General features: G+C 64.8%; 15 protein-coding genes. 14 read left to right on the top strand and 1 reads right to left on the bottom strand.

Features of this window, described 5'->3' with window-relative positions; all coding sequences use genetic code 11:
* The first annotated feature begins 80 nt into the window (after positions 1–80).
* The 8 genes from BMY06_RS11335 (at position 81) to BMY06_RS11300 (ending at position 7694) form a co-directional block, all read left to right on the top strand.
* Positions 81–872, top strand: coding sequence for an AraC family transcriptional regulator (locus BMY06_RS11335; protein WP_065064225.1), 792 nt, complete (start codon positions 81–83; stop codon positions 870–872).
* A gap of 212 nt (positions 873–1084) precedes the next feature.
* Positions 1085–2005, top strand: coding sequence for a dihydrodipicolinate synthase family protein (locus BMY06_RS11330; protein ID WP_065064014.1), 921 nt, complete (start codon positions 1085–1087; stop codon positions 2003–2005).
* A gap of 204 nt (positions 2006–2209) precedes the next feature.
* The gene (locus tag BMY06_RS11325) at positions 2210–3799 is read left to right on the top strand and encodes an APC family permease (protein ID WP_244144356.1); all 1590 of its coding nucleotides are present in this window, start codon (positions 2210–2212) and stop codon (positions 3797–3799) included.
* Positions 3800–3879: 80 nt separating this feature from the next.
* Positions 3880–5472 (top strand): aldehyde dehydrogenase (NADP(+)), encoded by a 1593-nt coding sequence (locus BMY06_RS11320; RefSeq protein ID WP_074983156.1) that lies wholly within the window; start codon positions 3880–3882, stop codon positions 5470–5472.
* On the top strand, positions 5465–6487 hold the full coding sequence (locus BMY06_RS11315; protein ID WP_074983155.1) for an Ldh family oxidoreductase: 1023 nt from the start codon (positions 5465–5467) through the stop codon (positions 6485–6487). The genes BMY06_RS11320 and BMY06_RS11315 overlap by 8 nt, the downstream gene beginning before the upstream one ends.
* A 308-nt stretch (positions 6488–6795) precedes the next feature.
* Positions 6796–7035, top strand: a complete 240-nt coding sequence (locus BMY06_RS11310; RefSeq protein WP_373681594.1) for a hypothetical protein — start codon at positions 6796–6798, stop codon at positions 7033–7035.
* Between the two features lie 46 nt (positions 7036–7081).
* Positions 7082–7327 carry a hypothetical protein gene (locus BMY06_RS11305; RefSeq protein ID WP_074983153.1) on the top strand — a complete coding sequence of 82 codons (246 nt, stop codon included), beginning with the start codon at positions 7082–7084 and terminating at the stop codon, positions 7325–7327.
* 172 nt (positions 7328–7499) lie between these two features.
* A complete protein-coding gene (locus BMY06_RS11300) occupies positions 7500–7694 on the top strand; it encodes a hypothetical protein (RefSeq protein WP_065064021.1) in 195 nt (64 codons plus the stop codon).
* On the opposite strand, the gene BMY06_RS11295 is transcribed toward BMY06_RS11300, so the two are convergent.
* Positions 7684–8682, bottom strand: coding sequence for a LysR family transcriptional regulator (locus BMY06_RS11295; RefSeq protein WP_080180262.1), 999 nt, complete (start codon positions 8680–8682; stop codon positions 7684–7686). The genes BMY06_RS11300 and BMY06_RS11295 overlap by 11 nt on opposite strands.
* Before the next feature lie 219 nt (positions 8683–8901).
* Here BMY06_RS11295 and BMY06_RS11290 point away from each other — a divergent pair, with 219 nt between their 5' ends.
* The 6 genes from BMY06_RS11290 to BMY06_RS11265 all read left to right on the top strand — a co-directional run bounded on the left by BMY06_RS11290 (position 8902) and on the right by BMY06_RS11265 (position 17014).
* Positions 8902–9849 carry a cupin domain-containing protein gene (locus tag BMY06_RS11290; protein ID WP_074983151.1) on the top strand — a complete coding sequence of 316 codons (948 nt, stop codon included), beginning with the start codon at positions 8902–8904 and terminating at the stop codon, positions 9847–9849.
* Positions 9850–10709: 860 nt separating this feature from the next.
* A complete protein-coding gene (locus BMY06_RS39900) occupies positions 10710–11456 on the top strand; it encodes a hypothetical protein (protein ID WP_173816792.1) in 747 nt (248 codons plus the stop codon).
* Complete coding sequence (locus tag BMY06_RS11280) at positions 11426–12049, top strand: hypothetical protein (protein WP_074983146.1); 624 nt, start codon at positions 11426–11428, stop codon at positions 12047–12049. The genes BMY06_RS39900 and BMY06_RS11280 overlap by 31 nt, the downstream gene beginning before the upstream one ends.
* 246 nt (positions 12050–12295) lie before the next feature.
* Entirely contained in the window at positions 12296–14893 is a 2598-nt protein-coding gene (locus BMY06_RS11275) for an EAL domain-containing protein (protein ID WP_065064025.1), read from the top strand.
* Positions 14894–14979: 86 nt separating this feature from the next.
* Positions 14980–15279: a hypothetical protein gene (locus BMY06_RS11270; protein ID WP_083400879.1), complete on the top strand. Its 300-nt coding sequence runs from the start codon at positions 14980–14982 to the stop codon at positions 15277–15279.
* 10 nt (positions 15280–15289) lie between these two features.
* Complete coding sequence (locus tag BMY06_RS11265; RefSeq protein WP_074983144.1) at positions 15290–17014, top strand: methyl-accepting chemotaxis protein; 1725 nt, start codon at positions 15290–15292, stop codon at positions 17012–17014.
* The last annotated feature ends 113 nt before the right edge of the window (positions 17015–17127 follow it).

Raw genomic sequence — 17127 nt, 5'->3', positions numbered from 1 at the left:
CCGCCCGATTTTCGTTTCAGATGCGCAAGCGTGCATCGGAAGGGCATAATCGTGCGGATCACGACTCGCCGCTCATCGCAATGCCCGAACTCGTTCTGCCCGCCGCCCTCGAAAACACGACGCTGCCGCAGATGGTGGCGCATTTCGCGTTGCTCGAACCGCTATTCGACGCCATGCCCGACGTGGTCTTCTTCGTGAAGGATCACGACGCGCGCTATGTGATCGCGAACGTCACGCTCGCCGCGCGCTGCGGTTTCAAGGACAAACGCTCGCTGCTCGGCAAGACCGCGGCGCAGGTGTTTCCCACGCGCTTCGGCAGCAGCTATACGGCGCAGGACGAAGCCGTGGTGCGCCTGAACAGCCGCTTCATCGATCAACTCGAATTGCATCTTTATCCGGGGCGTCAGCCGGGCTGGTGCCTCACGTCGAAGGTGCCGCTGCACGACGCGCACGGACGCGTGCTGGGCGTGGCCGGCATTTCGCGCGATCTGCAGGCGGCCGAAGGCACACATCCGGCTTATCAGCGTCTGGCCATTGCGGCGAAATACATTCAGGACAATTACGCACAGCCGCTCAAGCTTTCGCATCTGGCCACGCTCATCAATATGTCGGTGGCGCAAATCGAGCGCTATTTCCACAAGATTTTCCATCTCACGCCGCGCCAGATGCTGCTGAAAACGCGGCTCGATGCGGCGTCCGAATTGCTCGCGAGCGAGCTGAGCATTACCGATATCGCCACGCGCTGCGGTTATAACGATCACAGCGCATTCACGCGTCAATTCAAGGCAACCGTGGGCCTCACGCCGAGCCAATATCGCGCGCTGCTGCATCCACAGGTTGCGCAAACCGGCGACGCCGCCGAAAAAGTTTAATGACCTAAGCGCGAAAAATACGGGTTGTCCCGGATAGCGAAAATGCACCCAAATGAGGCGTTGATGCACGTGTTCGGGACTGCGCCGCGATTGTGCTGATTTCGTCTCTTTGAGTCGCGAAAGGTCTCAAGCCTCGATCATTCTGGATAGCGATACTTCTTCGCATCGCCACACGGGTTGGCGCGATTTTTCAAACGAAGGAGATTGTCACTGTGAGCCGTAACGCTATCCAATGGAGCGGTGTGTTTCCCGCCGTCAGCACGCAATTCAAGGCGGACTTCTCCGTCGATATCGAAGCGACGCACCGCGTGGTGAGCAACCTCGTGAAGGACGGCGTGTCGGGCCTCGTGGTGTGCGGCACGGTCGGCGAAAACACGTCGCTCAACACGTCCGAGAAAATGGCCGTGATCGAAGCTGCGCGCGATGCCGCCGGCGGCAAGGTGCCCGTGATTGCGGGCGTGGCGGAATTCACCACCGAGTTTGCGCGCCAGACCGTGCGCGAAGCGCAGCGCGTGGGCGTGGACGGCGTGATGGTGATGCCCGCGCTGGTCTACTCGGCCAAGCCGCATGAAACGGCCTCGCACTTCCGCGCCGTGGCGTCGAGCACGGACCTGCCGGTGATGGTCTACAACAATCCGCCGATCTACAAGAACGACGTCACGCCCGACGTGCTGATCGCGCTGCAGGACTGCGAGAATATCGTCTGCTTCAAGGACTCGTCGGGCGATACGCGCCGCTTCATCGATCTGCGCAACGCCGTGGGCGACCGCTTCGTGCTGTTCGCGGGCCTCGACGACGTGGTGGTGGAAAGCGTGGCCGTGGGCGCGGAAGGCTGGGTCTCGGGCATGTCGAATGTGTTCCCGAAAGAAGGCGAGACGCTGTTCCGCCTCGCGAAGCAAAAGCGTTTCGACGAAGCGCTCGCGCTGTATCGCTGGTTCATGCCGCTGCTGCACCTCGATGCGCGTCCGGACCTCGTGCAATGCATCAAGCTGTGCGAAGAACTCGTCGATCGCGGCAGCGCGCTCACGCGTCCGCCGCGCCTCGCGCTCGAAGGCGACGCGCTCGCGCACGTGCGGTCCGTCATGAAACAGGCGCTCGCCACGCGTCCGCAACTGCCGGACGTCGGTCTGTAAATCCCCTTGCGCGCCGCGTGGGCGCGCTTTCTCTTGCCGCGCGCCTCTCGCGTTTCCATTCCCTCTTTTGCGAGTCCGGCGGCGCGCGGCACCGACCGCGCCGCGTGCCCACACAACAACAACGGCACGCCGGCGCTGCGCCTCATCCCTTAACGAGGAGACACGGCTATGTCCACTCAAGGCAAGCTGCGCGGCGCGCTGCCCATGAGCGACGCAACGCGCGAGCACACCGGTGAGGGGCGCTTCAAGAAGCAGCTCTCGCTCACCGATCTCACCTTCATCGGCCTCGGCGCCATTTTCGGCTCGGGCTGGCTGTTCGCCGCGAGCCATGTGTCGGCCATCGCGGGACCGGCGGGCATCGTGTCCTGGCTCATCGGCGGCTTTGCGGTGCTGCTGCTCGGCATCGTCTATTGCGAACTCGGCGCGGCTTTGCCGCGCGCGGGTGGCGTGGTGCGTTATCCGGTGTTTTCGCATGGTCCGCTGCTCGGTTACCTGATGGGCTTCGTCACGCTGATTGCGTTTTCCAGCCTGATTGCAATCGAAGTGGTGGCCGCGCGCCAATATGCGGCCGCGTGGTTTCCGATGCTGAGTCAACCGGGTTCGGGTAATCCGACCACGATCGGCTGGCTCGTGCAACTCGCGCTTTTGGGCCTGTTTTTCAGGCTCAATTACAAAAGCGTGAAAACTTTTGCGCGCGCGAATAATCTCATCAGCATTTTTAAATTCATCGTGCCCATTTCGGTGATCGGCGTGCTGTTCACGTTTTTCAAACCTGCCAATTTGAGCGTGCATGGATTTGCGCCGTTCGGCATGTCGGGTATTGAAATGGCGGTGTCGGCGGGCGGCATCATCTTCGCGTATCTCGGTCTCACGCCGATCATTTCGGTCGCGAGCGAAGTGCGCAATCCGCAACGCACGATTCCCGTCGCGCTGATTCTTTCGGTGCTGCTTTCCACGCTGATTTACGTGCTGCTGCAACTCGCCTTCATCGGCAGCATTCCGACCGCGATGCTCGAGAGCGGCTGGGAAGGCGTGAGCAAGGCGTTTTCGCTGCCGTACCGCGATATCGCGCTCGCGCTCGGCGTGGGCTGGCTCGCGTATATGGTGGTCGCCGACGCGGCGATTTCGCCGAGCGGTTGCGGCAACATCTACATGAACGCGACGCCGCGCGTAGTGTATGCGTGGGCGAAGACCGGCACGTTCTTCCGCGTGTTCACGCGCGTCGATGAAGCGTCGGGCATTCCGCGCGCCGGCCTGTGGCTCACGTTCGCGCTCGCGGTGTTCTGGACGCTGCCGTTTCCGTCGTGGGAAGCGCTCATCAACGTGGTGTCGGCGGCGCTGGTGTTGAGCTATGCGGTGGCGCCCATTTCCGTCGCCGCGCTGCGCCGCAATGCGCCCGATATGCCGCGCCCGTTCCGCGTGAGCCGCTTCGGCCTCGTCGGGCCTGTGTCGTTCGTGATCGCCGCGCTGATCGTGTACTGGTCGGGCTGGAGCACGGTGTCGTGGCTGCTGGGTTTGCAGATCGTGATGTTCGTGATCTATCTGGCGGCAGGACGTTTCGTGCCGACGCGCGAATTGAGCCTGCGCGAACAGGTGCGTTCGTCGGCGTGGCTGATCGCGTTCTATGCCGTGATGATCGTGTTGTCGTGGCAGGGCAGTTTCGGCGGCGTGGGCGCGCTTGCGCATCCCTACGACACGCTGGCCGTGGCGATCGCTAGCCTCGGCATTTACTACTGGGGCGCGAATACGGGCGTGCCGGGCCACAAGCTCCAACTCGACGGCGACGATCAGTGAGCACGCATCGAGCGTAATTTCCCTTTCCATCGATTCAAAATCGGGCCGCGTCGGCCCGGTTGCTTTTTGCAGGGACCACCATGACGATTACCGGCCAGTCGCTGATTGGCGCGACGAGCGTGTTCGGCACGCAGGGCGCGTTTCATGGCGTCGATGCCCGCACGGGTGTGGCGCTTGAACCCGCCTTCGGCGGTGCGACGCAGGACGATCTCGAACGCGCGTGCACGCTCGCGGACGCGGCCTTCGACACCTTCCGCGAAACGCCGCTCGACACGCGTGCGCGTTTTCTGGAAACCATCGGCGAGCAGATCATGGCGATCGGCGACGCGCTGATCGAACGCTGTATGGCGGAAACCGGTTTGCCGCGCGCGCGGCTCGAAGGCGAACGCGCGCGTACGGTCGGCCAGTTGCGTCTCTTTGCCAACGTGTTGCGTCACGGCGATTTCGTCGATGCGCGCATCGATCCGGCGCAACCCGATCGCAAGCCGATGCCGCGTGTCGACCTGCGTCTGCGTAACGTGGCGATCGGGCCGGTGGCGGTGTTCGGGGCGTCGAATTTTCCGCTGGCGTTTTCGGTGGCGGGTGGCGATACGGCGTCGGCGCTCGCGGCGGGATGCCCCGTGATCGTGAAGGCGCACGGCGCGCATCCGGGCACCTCGGAACTGGTGGGCCGCGCGATTCAGAAGGCGGTGCAGCATTGCGCGCTGCCTGAAGGCGTGTTCTCGCTCGTGTTCGACAGCGGCCTGTCGATGGGGCAGGCGCTCGTGGCCGATGCGCGGATCAAGGCGGTCGGCTTCACGGGCTCGCGCGCGGGCGGCGTGGCGCTCATGAAGATCGCGAATGCACGCGCGGAACCGGTGCCCGTATATGCGGAGATGAGTTCGATTAATCCGGTCGTCTTGCTGCCGCATGCGCTGACCACGCGCGGCGCGACGATTGCGCAGCAGTTTGCGGCGTCGCTCACGCTGGGCGCGGGGCAGTTCTGCACCAATCCCGGTCTCGTGCTCGCGGTGGACGGCGACGCGCTGCGCGCGTTCGAACGCGCGGCGGCCGACGCGCTCGCGCAGTCGCCTGCATCGACGATGCTCACGCCCGGGATTCACGCGAACTACGCGAAAGGCGTGGAGCGCCTCGCGACGCATGTCGATGTCGAGCAACTCGCGCGCGGCAAAACGGGCGGTCCTTTCGACGCGCAGGCCGCGTTGTTCGCGACCCCATCACAAGCGTTTCTCGCCGATCCCGCGTTGCGCGAAGAAGTGTTTGGCCCGGCGTCGCTGATCGTGCGCTGCGGCGATCTCGACGCGCTGCACGGCGTGCTGAAAGCGCTCGAAGGCCAATTGACCGTGGCCGTGCATCTGCACGACGACGACCGCGCCGCGTGCCGCGCGCTGCTGCCGACGCTCGAACGCAAGGCGGGCCGTATACTCGCCAATGGTTTCGGCACGGGCGTGGAAGTCGGGCATGCGATGGTACATGGCGGCCCGTTCCCGGCGACCTCGGACGCGCGCACGACGTCGGTCGGCAGTCGCGCGATCGAGCGTTTCCTGCGGCCGGTTTCGTATCAGGATCTGCCCGACGACCTGCTGCCCGACGCGCTGCGCGACGCCAATCCGCTGGCGCTCGCGCGGCGTATCGACGGTACGCTTCATTGCGAGGAACATCAGGATGACTGATCAATCCGACGACGTGGTACTTTCGCTCGACGCGCTGTTCTCACTTGCGCGTAAGGCACTGATGCATCACGGCGTGTCCGAAGCGCACGCGGACGCCATCGCGCGCGTCATCACGCAAGGCCAGCGCGACGAGTGCCATTCGCACGGCATCTATCGCCTGCTCGGCTGCGTGCGTTCGGTGAAGAGCGGCAAGGTCGATCCGCGTGCCGAGCCGACCCTGCGCGACGTGGCGCCCGGCGTGCTCGCGGTCGACGCGCATTATGGTTTTTCGTTGCTGGCCTTCGAAACGGGCCTGCCCGTGCTCGCGGAGAAGGCTCGCACGCAGGGGCTCGCGGCGATGGCGATCAATCGCTGCTTCCATTTTTCGGCGCTCTGGCCCGAGGTCGAAGCCATCGCCGCGCAGGGTCTGGTGGGGCTCGCGATGAACCCGAGTCATAGCTGGGTCGCGCCCGCGGGCGGCACGCGCGGCGTGTTCGGCACCAATCCGATCGCGTTCGCCTGGCCGCGCGCCGAAGGCCATCCGTTCGTGTTCGACTTCGCCACGAGTGCGATCGCGCGCGGCGACATCGAACTGCACGCGCGCGAGGGTAAGCCCATTCCTTCGCACTGGGCGATCGACAGCGCCGGGCAACCGACCACCGACGCACGCGCGGCGCTCGACGGCGCGATGCAGACGTTTGGCGGCCATAAAGGATCGGCGCTGGCGGCAATGGTCGAATTGCTCGCGGGCGCGCTGATTGGCGACCTCACGAGCATGGAGTCGCAAGCCTTCGACGGCGGCGCGGGCGCGAGTCCCTGCCACGGCGAACTGGTGATCGCGATCGATCCGCGCCGCTTTCTGGGCGACGATTACGCGGCGGGCGAGGCGCGTGCCGAGCGTCTGTTCGCCGCCGTCGTGGAGCAGGGCGCGCGCTTGCCTTCGCAACGCCGTTTCGAAGCGCGTGTGCGCAGCGAACGCGACGGTGTGCGCATTCCTTCCGCGCTGTATCGCGATGTGATGAATCTTTTTGATTGAATGAAGTTTTAGCAAAAGCAGCAGAAAAAGCGCGTGCGATCCGAGGCGCACGCGCTTTCGGTCGCGATGGCCCATTCAATTGACGATACCGCCGATTGTGTGAATTTATCGGCGAATTCGCGCCTGTTCCGGTTGCGCCGCAGCGTTGCACTTTTTATGTGCATGAACGCCGCGACACGCGAATTCGAAAACTGTCCCTTTTACATTGGCGACACTCAAGGTTAATGCTTATTGCGGTGCAGCAAAATGCTGCCTACACTGAGCTTGACCGCCTATGGATTCGGAAGTTTTCGAAAGGAGGGCGTGCCATGATCACGTCACAGATGTCGATGCTGGAAGCGTCGCCGAAGCTACATGTTTTCGAGCAGGAAGGGGGCTGGCATTGGGGCATTACGGTCCCCAGGTCGGCGGGCAGCGGCTTCAAGGTCATTGCCTATAGCGAAACGTCATTCAACGGCGAGACCGAGGCTCGCCGCGACGGCAATCGTGCGCTCGATAGTCTCCCTGCCGATCTCCCTGCTAGTGCGGCATTTGCGTTCATGCCTTAATGCGCGGATCGTTCTACACTGAAACCCGGTGAACGGGAGAAACGGTATGAACCCGCGTGACGAGAAGGACACACGTTGCAAGCACTACGCCATGCGCCGCCTGACGCGGGCGATGCAGCGGCTCACCCATGCGCAGGACGGCATGGAACGCACGATGGCGCGGCGCTGGGTCAATGCGTGGAGCAGCGCCGTGGGCGAGCGCTCGATGCGGCGAATTACGCCGCTTCCGGGTACCGCTTTAACGAGTTCCGTACCGCCGCGTGAATCCACGCATTTGCGCCGCGTGTCGTAATGCTTGAGTGGCTGAATGGCATTCTAATTGCAGCCTGCATCATCGTTTCGGGTTGAAATATGAAACAAAACGCATATTTCGTTGACTGATGCTTCATTGAAGCGATATTGTCATACTTTAGACATTTTTCGCTTCACCGTTGGCTTCTACAGATTATGAAATCACTCACGCCATGAGCGTGAATGTGGACGGTGTCGACTACACCGGTAAGTGGCGCGTGATGACCGGCTCGGTCATCGTGTATTTCGCCAATGAAATCAAATTCGCCCCGCACGGCGCAAATCGGCCCGAGCAAATCGCTCGCTGGCTATTGACCGACCTGTGCAAAAAAATCGAGTCGCGCAAACGCAAAGGGATCAAACGCTGATTCTTTGCCGCGCATTGGCGTCGGCGGTTTTTGCGTGCTCTTTTGCGTGCTCCTTCGCGTCCCAATAGCCTTCGCGTTTGAAAATCGCCGAATAGAAGTCGATAAAGGCGCGCACTTTCGACGACACCGTCCGTTTGCGCGGATACACCGCCCAGACCGCCGGCGCATGCTTCGTCGGCTGCGCTTCCCATTCCGGCAGTAGCCGGATCAGTTTGCCTTCCCGCAATGCGTCGCCGACGGCCCACGTCGGCAGCAAGGCAATGCCGCGTCCTGCCATGGCGAGATCGAGCAGGGCTTCGGTGTCGTCCACGCGCAGCCTGCCGTTCAATGCAACCGTCACCGATGCCTCGCGCTGACCGTTCGCCGCATTGGCGTGCTGCACGAGCAGCCAGCGGTCGTCCGCCGCGAGTGAAAAACGCAGCGCGGCGTGCGCGGCCAGGTCGGCGGGCGTAGCGGGCGCGCCGCATTGCGCGAGATAAGCGGGGCTCGCGCAGACAATGCGCCGATGCGCCGTCAATTGCCGCGCCATCAATTGCGAATCCGGCAGCGCGCCAATGCGAATCGCGAGATCGATGCCCGAGTCGATGATATTGACGACGGTATCGGTCATCACGATATCGACGTCGATCTTCGGATACCGGTCCATGAATTCCGGCAGATGGCGCACGACATGACGGCGTCCGAACGAGCGCGGCATGGTCACGCGCAACAAACCGCGCGGCGAGCGATTCAGCGACGAAGCGATTTCACGCGCTTCGTCGAGATTGCGGATCACACCGATCGCATGCTCGCGAAACACGCGGCCGCCTTCGGTAAGCACGAGACCGCGCGTCGAACGATTGAATAGCGCAATGCCGAGATCGCGTTCGAGCTCGGTGATATAGCGCGACACGGTCGACGTCTTGACCTCGATGCGGGCCGCCGCTTTGCTGAAACTGCCCAATTCGGCAGCCGAAAGGAATGCGCGGATTGCGCCGAAATAATCCATATGCGTGCGGACGTGTTGATGGCTTTGTTGTGCAGTGTAAGAGAAAACGCGCTGGTGCCGGGTTTCACGCGCTTTCCGCAGTGATCGACTTCCGGTTATCCCTTTTCTGCAAAGCTCATTTCCCATGCGCGCCGTTCCAGCACACGGCTGCGGCTTCTAAAGTCCATTCACGCTGCACGATTCGCTCGCCGAGCGATGGACATTTTCAGGAGCCTTATCATGCTGGACAAAACCGCACTTTCATCGCTTGCATTCGACGACGATACGATCACGCGCGACGCGCAATTTTTCGAATACACCTCATCGGCGAATCCGATTGGCGCGAAGCTGATTTCGCGCGTGCCTTATCGTTCGTTTGCCGCCTCGCTTTACGACGATGGTCCGACGCGCATCGTGCCACTCGATGTGTCCGCGGAATTGGGCTGCGATTATCCGGCCACCGGTCCGGGCTTGATGGCGAGTTTTCTGCGCATCGTTGCGGGCGACACGCTCACGGTCGATCCGAACGCGACTTCACAGGTGTTCTACGTACTCGATGGCGCAGGGACGATTGCGCAAAACGGCACGGCATTTTCATTCGGCAAAGGTGACTTCTTTGCGCTGCCGGGCGGCGGACAGGCCGTATTGTCGGCGCAGTCGACGGCGCGCCTTTATTACGTGAACGACGCCCCGCTGCTCGCTTATCTCGGCGCGAAGATCGACGTTGCGCGTTTTACGCCGACGCTGTATCCGGCTGCGCGGGCTCAGGCCGAGCTCGCGAAAGTGGCCAGCGCGCCGGGCGCCGCGCAGCGCAATCGCGTGAGCGTGCTGCTCGGCAATCGCCATTTTCCGCAGACGCGCACCGTCACGCATTCGCTGTGGGCGATGTTCGGCATGATCGCGCCGCACAGCGTGCAAAAGCCGCATCGTCATCAGTCGATCGCGCTCGACTTCATTCCGGCATGCGAGCCCGGCGTATATACGCTCGTGGGGACCGAGATCGACGAGCAAGGCCGGATTGTCGATCCCGTGCGCGTGGACTGGACGCCGGGCATGGCGTTCATCACGCCGCCTGGTTATTGGCATGCTCACTTCAATGAATCGGATTCGCCCGCCTATGTGATTCCGCTTCAGGATGCTGGACTGCAAACGTATTTGCGTTCGCTCGATATTCGTTTCGCGCGTTGATGAATGAAAAGTAGACAGTTTGCACGGCGTTTAAGTGCATGCTGCGATTGTTTGGACTGCGCGATGCTGGGTTGATCCTGCTGGCGTGCCGGCTGGGTATTCGCAAGGTTACGTTCGATGTGGCGGTGACACGTTACGCCCACGACGTAACGCGGCGCGATGCCTGACCGTCACGCCTTTTTTCATGTGATGCACGATACGCCGCCGGCTAAGGGGCGCGCGCTTGCATCGCGTCGATGGTGTTGTTTCCTTTGCTAACGAATCGCGCGTGTAAATCGCGCAAAAACGTTGGCGTGGAATTTGCAGATTTCGAGCGCCGATTCCGCCATATTCGAGCGCAGCGTTACCACGCCGACGCTCCACCATTCTTCCAGGCGACGCGTATCCACGCGCAATCGGGACAGCAGAAATAGTACGCATCGACCGTATTTGAAAAACCGATCAGCGGTTTTCCGGGGGCACTGATTACACCTTTGACCAATCAGGACGCGAGTTCATCGCGAAAGGACTAATCATGGCTCCCTTCAAACACACGCTTGTTGCATCGGCGAGCGCACTCCTATGGTGGTCGCTGGCGCCGTCGGCTTATGCCGGCGATGGGACGACATCGTCGCCGCCTGCTTCCATGCAAGGCAGCGGATGGAATGGCGTCTGGCAGTTCGGCCCCGGCTATGCATGGGCTGGTGGCGACGGTATGAGCGGCGGCTGGACCGGGACCGGTGGCGGGTATGGCGGCGGCTCGGGCGGTTATGGAGGTTCGGGGGACGGGGGAAGTGGGAGTGGGTCGGGCAGCTGGGGTGGCACGGGAGGGGACGGTGGTTCGGGCGAGGGTGGTCACGGCGGCTGGAGCGGTGGTTCCAGTGATGGTGGCCATGGCGGTAGCGGCGGTGCCGGGGGAACAGGCGGATCAGGAGGCACTGGCGGCTCAGGAGGCACTGGCGGTAACGGAGGCAGCGGCGAAGGTGGTCACGGCGGCTGGGGCGGTGGTTCTGGTGACGGCGGCCATGGTGGTTCAGGTGGTTCAGGTGGCTCAGGTGGCTCAGGTGGAACGGGAGGGACTGGCGGCAACGGTGATGGCGGCCACGGTGGTAGCGGTGGTTCCGGAGGAAGTGGCGGAAGCGGAGGCTCCGGTGGTAACGGTGGCACTGGCGATGGTGGTCACGGCGGCTGGAGCGGTGGTTCCAGTGATGGTGGCCATGGCGGTAGCGGTGGTGCCGGGGGAACGGGCGGATCAGGAGGCACTGGCGGCAACGGAGGCAGCGGAGGCAGCGGCGAAGGTGGTCACGGCGGCTGGGGCGGTGGTTCTGGTGACGGCGGCCATGGTGGCAACGGTGGTTCCGGCGGAAGTGGTGGCACCGGCGGTTCTGGCGGTTCAGGAGGCACCGGCGGTAACGGAGGCACCGGGGATGGCGGTCACGGCGGTTGGGGTGGCGGCACGGGTGGCACCGGCGGCACCGGCGGTTCAACCGGCACCGGCGGCCACGGCATCTCCGGCGGCTCCGGCTCCGGCAACGCCGGTCACGGTGGCACGAGCATCGGCTCGGGCAACGCTGGCGGCACGCAATCCACAGGCGGCTTGCTCAGTCCGCTCGTCGATCTCGTCGTGAACGTTGGCGCGGTCAGCGTGCCGGTGGTGCCGATCACAATCGGCAACAACAGCGGCAGCGGCAATGGGAACGGCGTGAACAACGGCGCATCGAGTGGTTCGCATGGCGGCTCGGGCGGTGCATCGGGTGCTCAGACGGGCAGCGGCGGCCTGTTGTCTCCGGTGACGAACCTGCTTGGCGCGCTCACGGGCGGTGCGACGACGACCAGCGTCGTTTCGTCGAGCGGCAACACGCACGGCGGATCGAATAGCGGACCCAATAGCGGATCGAGCGGCAACACGGGAGGCAACACCGGCGGCGGCAGTTCGCACGGCTCGACGTCATCGGGGGGCACGTCCGGCACGTCGAACCCGACAGCGCCGTTGACGAACCTCGTCGGCACGCTGACCGGCGCGCTCAAGGGCGCGGGCGGCAACAGCAGCAGCGGAGCCGGCGGCACGAGCACTGGCGGCACCGGGTCCGGCGGCTCATCCGCCACCTCAACGCTCGCTCCGCTGGCCAATCTGCTCGGCGGTCTGACAGGCGGCGCGCCGGGCGGCTCATTGGGCGGCAGCAGCAACACCGGCAGCAGCAACGGCCCGAAGAAACACTAAGCACGCAAGACGCATCCAAGCCCGAGCGCCCGGCCTCATCGACACCGGGCGTACCCCAACCCGTCCCGCAGCACCACGCGGCGACGGGCTTCTTCATCCCATCGGCAAGCCGCTCCCACCCTCCAGCACGACCGTCCTAATCCCGGATTACCTCCGCGACCTTGATTTAAGTCAACTCAATCTCCGCGCCCGCCTGCTACGTTCGCCATATCTCAAAAAGACAACAAACGCGGTACGGGGCGCGACATGCAACACCACACGCTGGACGTCGAAATAGGACGTCTTCTTTCCGGGCCGCTGCTCGCCTGCGGGCCCGACGTGCCTATCCGCGAAGCCGCGCGCCGCATGGCCGAGCACCGTTGCAGCGCGATCGTCGTGATGGATCACGGCGAGCCGGTCGGCATCTGGACCGAGCACGACGCGCTCGCGAGCGCCGCGCACCGCACGCATTCGGCCGACGCGCGTCTCGTCAACGCACTGATCGACGAACCGCTGCCCGAGCCTCCCGACGATCCCGCCGACGAACCGGCCAATCGCCCGATCCGCACTGTCATGAGCCAGCCGGTGCGCGCGCTGCCCGCGAGCACGCCCGCGCGCGAGGCGGCGGCGTGCTTCGTGCGCGAGGGCATCCGCCACGGACTCGTGATCGACGACAACGGCCACGCGCTCGGTCTCGTCACACAGACCGATCTGGTCATGAGTCAGGGCCCCGAGTGTTTTCTGCAACTGCGTACGCTCGGCTGCGCGAAGCCGTCGAAGCCGCATTGCATCGACGCTGCCGCGCCGTTCGCACAAGCGCTCGCGCGCATGCGCGAAGAGCGCCTGAGCGCGATCGTCGTGTGCGCCGCCGACGGCAGCCTCGGCATCCTCACCGAGCGCGACGTGGTGCGCGCGATCGGCGAAGGCGCGCGCGAAGACGGCGCCACGGCGGGCACCTTCGCGAGCTGGCCGCTGCGCTCGCTGCCGCACACGCGCAGCCTCTATTCCGCGCGCCAGTATCTGCTCGACAACCGCATGCGCCACGTGGGCGTGCTCGACGACGCGGGCCAGTTGTGCGGCCTGCTCGGCCTCGCCGACATCCTGCGCGACATGGAGCACGAATACGTGCGCGAACTGCAGGCGGCGCTGCGCGAACGCGACGACGCGCTGCTCGCCTCGCGCGCGAATCTGCGTCTCGCCGATCAGGTGGTGGAATCCACGCTCGACGGCGTGATGATCACCGACCTGCAAGGCACGATCGAGCGCATCAATCCGGCGTTCACGCGCCTGACCGGCTACACCGAAGCCGACGCGCTCGGCCGCAACGCGCGCCTGCTCAGCTCGGGCCGCCAGGGTCCGGCGTTCTACGCGGGACTGTGGGAAAGCATCGAAACCAAGGGTCACTGGAAGGGCGAAATCTGGAATCGCCGTAAAGACGGCACGCCCTACCTCGAATACCTGACGATCTCCAGCATTCGCGACACGCAAGGCCTGTGCACGCACTACGCCGCGATTTTCGCCGACATCACGCAGCGGCGCGAAAATGAGGCGCGCCTCAGTTATCTCGCGACGCACGACGCGCTCACCGGTCTGCCCAATCGCACGCTGTTCACCGAGCGCATCGCGCTGGCGCTCGCTCGCGCGCGCCGTTCGAGCAAACGCGTCGCGGTGATGTTTCTCGACCTCGACCGCTTCAAGCTCATCAACGACACGATGGGCCACGGCGTGGGCGACGAAGCGCTGTCCGTGATCGCGCGGCGTCTGCGCGAATCGGTGCGCGAAACCGACACGGTGGCGCGACTGGGCGGCGACGAATTCACGCTGCTGATCGAGGATATCGACGACATCCGCCACGTGGGCCGCATCGCCGAAGCGCTGCTCCTCAGCGTGGGCGCGCCGATCCGCACCGGCGAGCAGACGCTCTTCGTCACGCCGAGCATCGGCATCAGCATGTTTCCCGACGATGCGCAGGATTCCGGACGCCTCTTGATGCAGGCCGACCGCGCGATGTACGAAGCGAAAAGCGCGGGCAAGAACAATTTCCAGTTCTTCGCCGCGCCGATGACGTCGAGCGCGATGGAGCGCATCCAGCTCGAAACGGAATTGCATCGCGCGATCGACGGCAACGAATTCCTGCTGCATTACCAGCCCGAATTCGACGTGCGCAGCGGCCGCCTCTCGAACGTCGAAGCGCTGATCCGCTGGCAACATCCGCAGCGCGGTCTCGTACCGCCCGACCAGTTCATTCCGATTGCCGAGGAGTCGGCGTTGATCGTGCCGATCGGCGCGTGGGTCCTGCGCGAAGCGTGCCGCCAGGCGCGCGCGTGGCTTGACGAAGGCTTCGAATTCGGGCGCATCTGCGTGAATCTGTCCGCGCGCCAGTGCCTGCACGACGGCTTTCTCGCGCAGCTCGCCAACATACTCGGCGAGACCGGCTTGCCGGTTAACCGTCTGCAACTCGAACTCGTCGAGAGCATGGCGATGACGTCGAGCCACGGCGGCACCGAAGCGCTGCTGCACGAACTCGCGGCGCGCGGCATCAGTCTCGCGATCGACGATTTCGGCACCGGTTATTCATCGTTTCGCTATTTGCAGTCGCTGCCCGTCGACACGCTCAAGGTCGACCGCTCGTTTCTCGCGGAGGTCGGCGAAAACCGGCCGCTCATGCGCGACGAGGGCAACGGCTCCATCGTGCGCGCGATCGTGGCGATGGCGAAGTCGCTCGGCGTGTCGGTCGTCGCCGAGGGCGTGGAAACGCCGAACCAGTTGCGCTTTCTGCGCGAGATCGGTTGCGAGCGCGCGCAGGGTTTTCTGCTCGCGCGTCCCGCACCGGCCGCGCGCATGCCGCGTGCGTTGCCCGCGTGATCGACGCTGATCATGCCTGCCGGCGCGCGCGTGCAGGATGCCGCCCAATGCCTCGTTGAGGCGCACCTTTTGATTGGAGAAAGACCGTGACCACCAACGATGAGATGCTGCTGCGCTCGATGACGGCGCTCGTCAGTTCGCATGGCAAGGCCATTTCGCGCTTCGGCGCGAGCGTGGTCGTGATGAGCAAGTTCGCGGAAGCCGTGTTGCCGCAACTGTCCACGCAACAGGTCGAACGCACCGTCGAGGCGTTTCGCATGCTGATCGGCGAGGCGCTGGACGTGGCCGACAACGCCGTGTTGCCCGGCGACTATCGCGCCACGCTGCTCGAACAGAGCAACGTGCTGTTGAACCGTCTCGGCGGCAATGCCGCGGCGTCGCATTGAAGGAGGCGTCATGCGCAATCTGACGATACGCGCCGGCTTGCTCGCGGTGCTCTGCACGTTCGCGGCGATGCTGGTGATCGGGGCGGTGGTCGGCGTCGGCATGATCGGCCGCGCGGACGATGCCGCGAACCGCGTGAACCTCGCGGCGGGGGCGGGTGCGCTCGCCGATGCGATCGGCGGCCACTCGGCGCGCGCGCAGGCGACGCTCGCGCGCGCCTATGCGGCGCTGAAGGAGCAAAACGATACGTCGGCGCGCGACACCGCGCTTGCTGCCGCCCGCGATCTCGTTACCCAGGCCGCGCACGATGCGGAGACGCTGCGCGCCAATGCGCCCGCGGCCGAGGCTTCGTCGGGCAGCGCATCGGATTCATCGACGAATACCGCTTCGAACACGGCTTCGAGCGCCGCATCGGACACCGCCGCAAGCGCGCAATCGGCGCGCCGTGCAGCCGTGCTCGACGCGCAGGCCGCCATGAACACCGTGCTCACGCGTGCTGCCGACGCGCTGCAAACCGGCGACACCGCAGCCTACGCCACGCTCGCGACGGGCGAGATGGCCCAGACGGGCACGCAACTCGCCGCGAGCATCGCGGCCTTCCACGCCGACAAGGACGCCGCCGTGCGCGCCACGCTCGCGCGAGGCGAGCGCGAGCACGACTGGGTCATGGCGATGGTGGCGGTGGGCCTCACGGGCGCGCTCGCGCTCGTCGTCGTCACGCATCTCGCGCTGCGCAGGCTCGTGACCGCGCCGCTGGCGGTCGCCGTCGAAGCGCTCAACCAGATCGCGGCCAACAACCTCGCGGTGCCGATCGCCACGGGCGGGCGCAACGAGATCGGCCAGTTGCTCGATGCGATGCGTCGCATGCAGGAAGGCCTCACGCTCACGGTGAGCAACGTGCGCGCGTGCTGCGATGCGATCAACACGGGCGCGCGCGAAATCGCGGCGGGCAATCTCGATCTGTCGAGCCGGACCGAGCAGCAGTCGGCGTCGCTCGAACAGACGGCCGCGAGCACCGAGCAACTGACCGCGACGGTGCGCCAGAACGCCGAACACGCGAGCGAGGCGAGTTCGCTGGCGGCGCGCTCGGCCGAGGTCGCGCAGCGCGGCGGACGCGTCGTCGAAGAAGCGATGGAGACCATGGAGGCGATCACGCGCAGCTCGGGCAAGATCGCCGACATCACCGGCATCATCGACGGCATCGCGTTCCAGACCAATATTCTCGCGCTCAACGCGTCCGTGGAAGCCGCGCGCGCGGGCGAGCAGGGACGCGGCTTTGCGGTGGTCGCGGGCGAAGTGCGCAACCTCGCGCAACGCAGCGCGGCCGCGGCGCGCGAAATCAAGTCGCTGATCGACGAATCGGTCGAGGACGTGCGCGGCGGCCGTGCGCGCGTGACCGAGGCGGGCGCGACGATGGCGGAAGTGGTGGCGTCGATCGAGCGCGTGTCGGGGCTGATGAAGGAGATCGCGTCGGCGACCGTCGAGCAGAGCGCGGGCATCGAGCAGGTCGAGCAGGCCGTGACGCAGATGGATCAGGTCACGCAGCAGAACGCGGCGCTCGTGGAAGAGGCGGCTGCGGCGGCCGGTTCGCTGGAGCAGCAGGCCAACTTGATGGCCGACGCGGTGGCGACGTTCCGCCTGCGCTCCGATGGCGCGATGAGTGCGCGTGCGCGTCAATGGACGAGCGAAGCGGCGATCGAGTCAGCCGGAGAGGCGCAGCCGGAGTTTGCGGCGTAGGGCGCTTCGTGTTGTCGACGGTGGTGGGCGGCAACCCGGTATCGACGCGCCGCCGTCTCTAACGGCACGCTGCGCATGCAAGGCATGGGCGCCGACTCGGGCGGCGAGCGACG

Source organism: Paraburkholderia tropica (assembly GCF_900109265.1).
In the GTDB taxonomy this organism is placed as follows: Bacteria; Pseudomonadota; Gammaproteobacteria; order Burkholderiales; family Burkholderiaceae; genus Paraburkholderia; species Paraburkholderia tropica.
The sequence above is the reverse complement of the archived record's forward strand: the minus strand, read 5'-3'. Positions and strand labels throughout refer to the sequence as shown.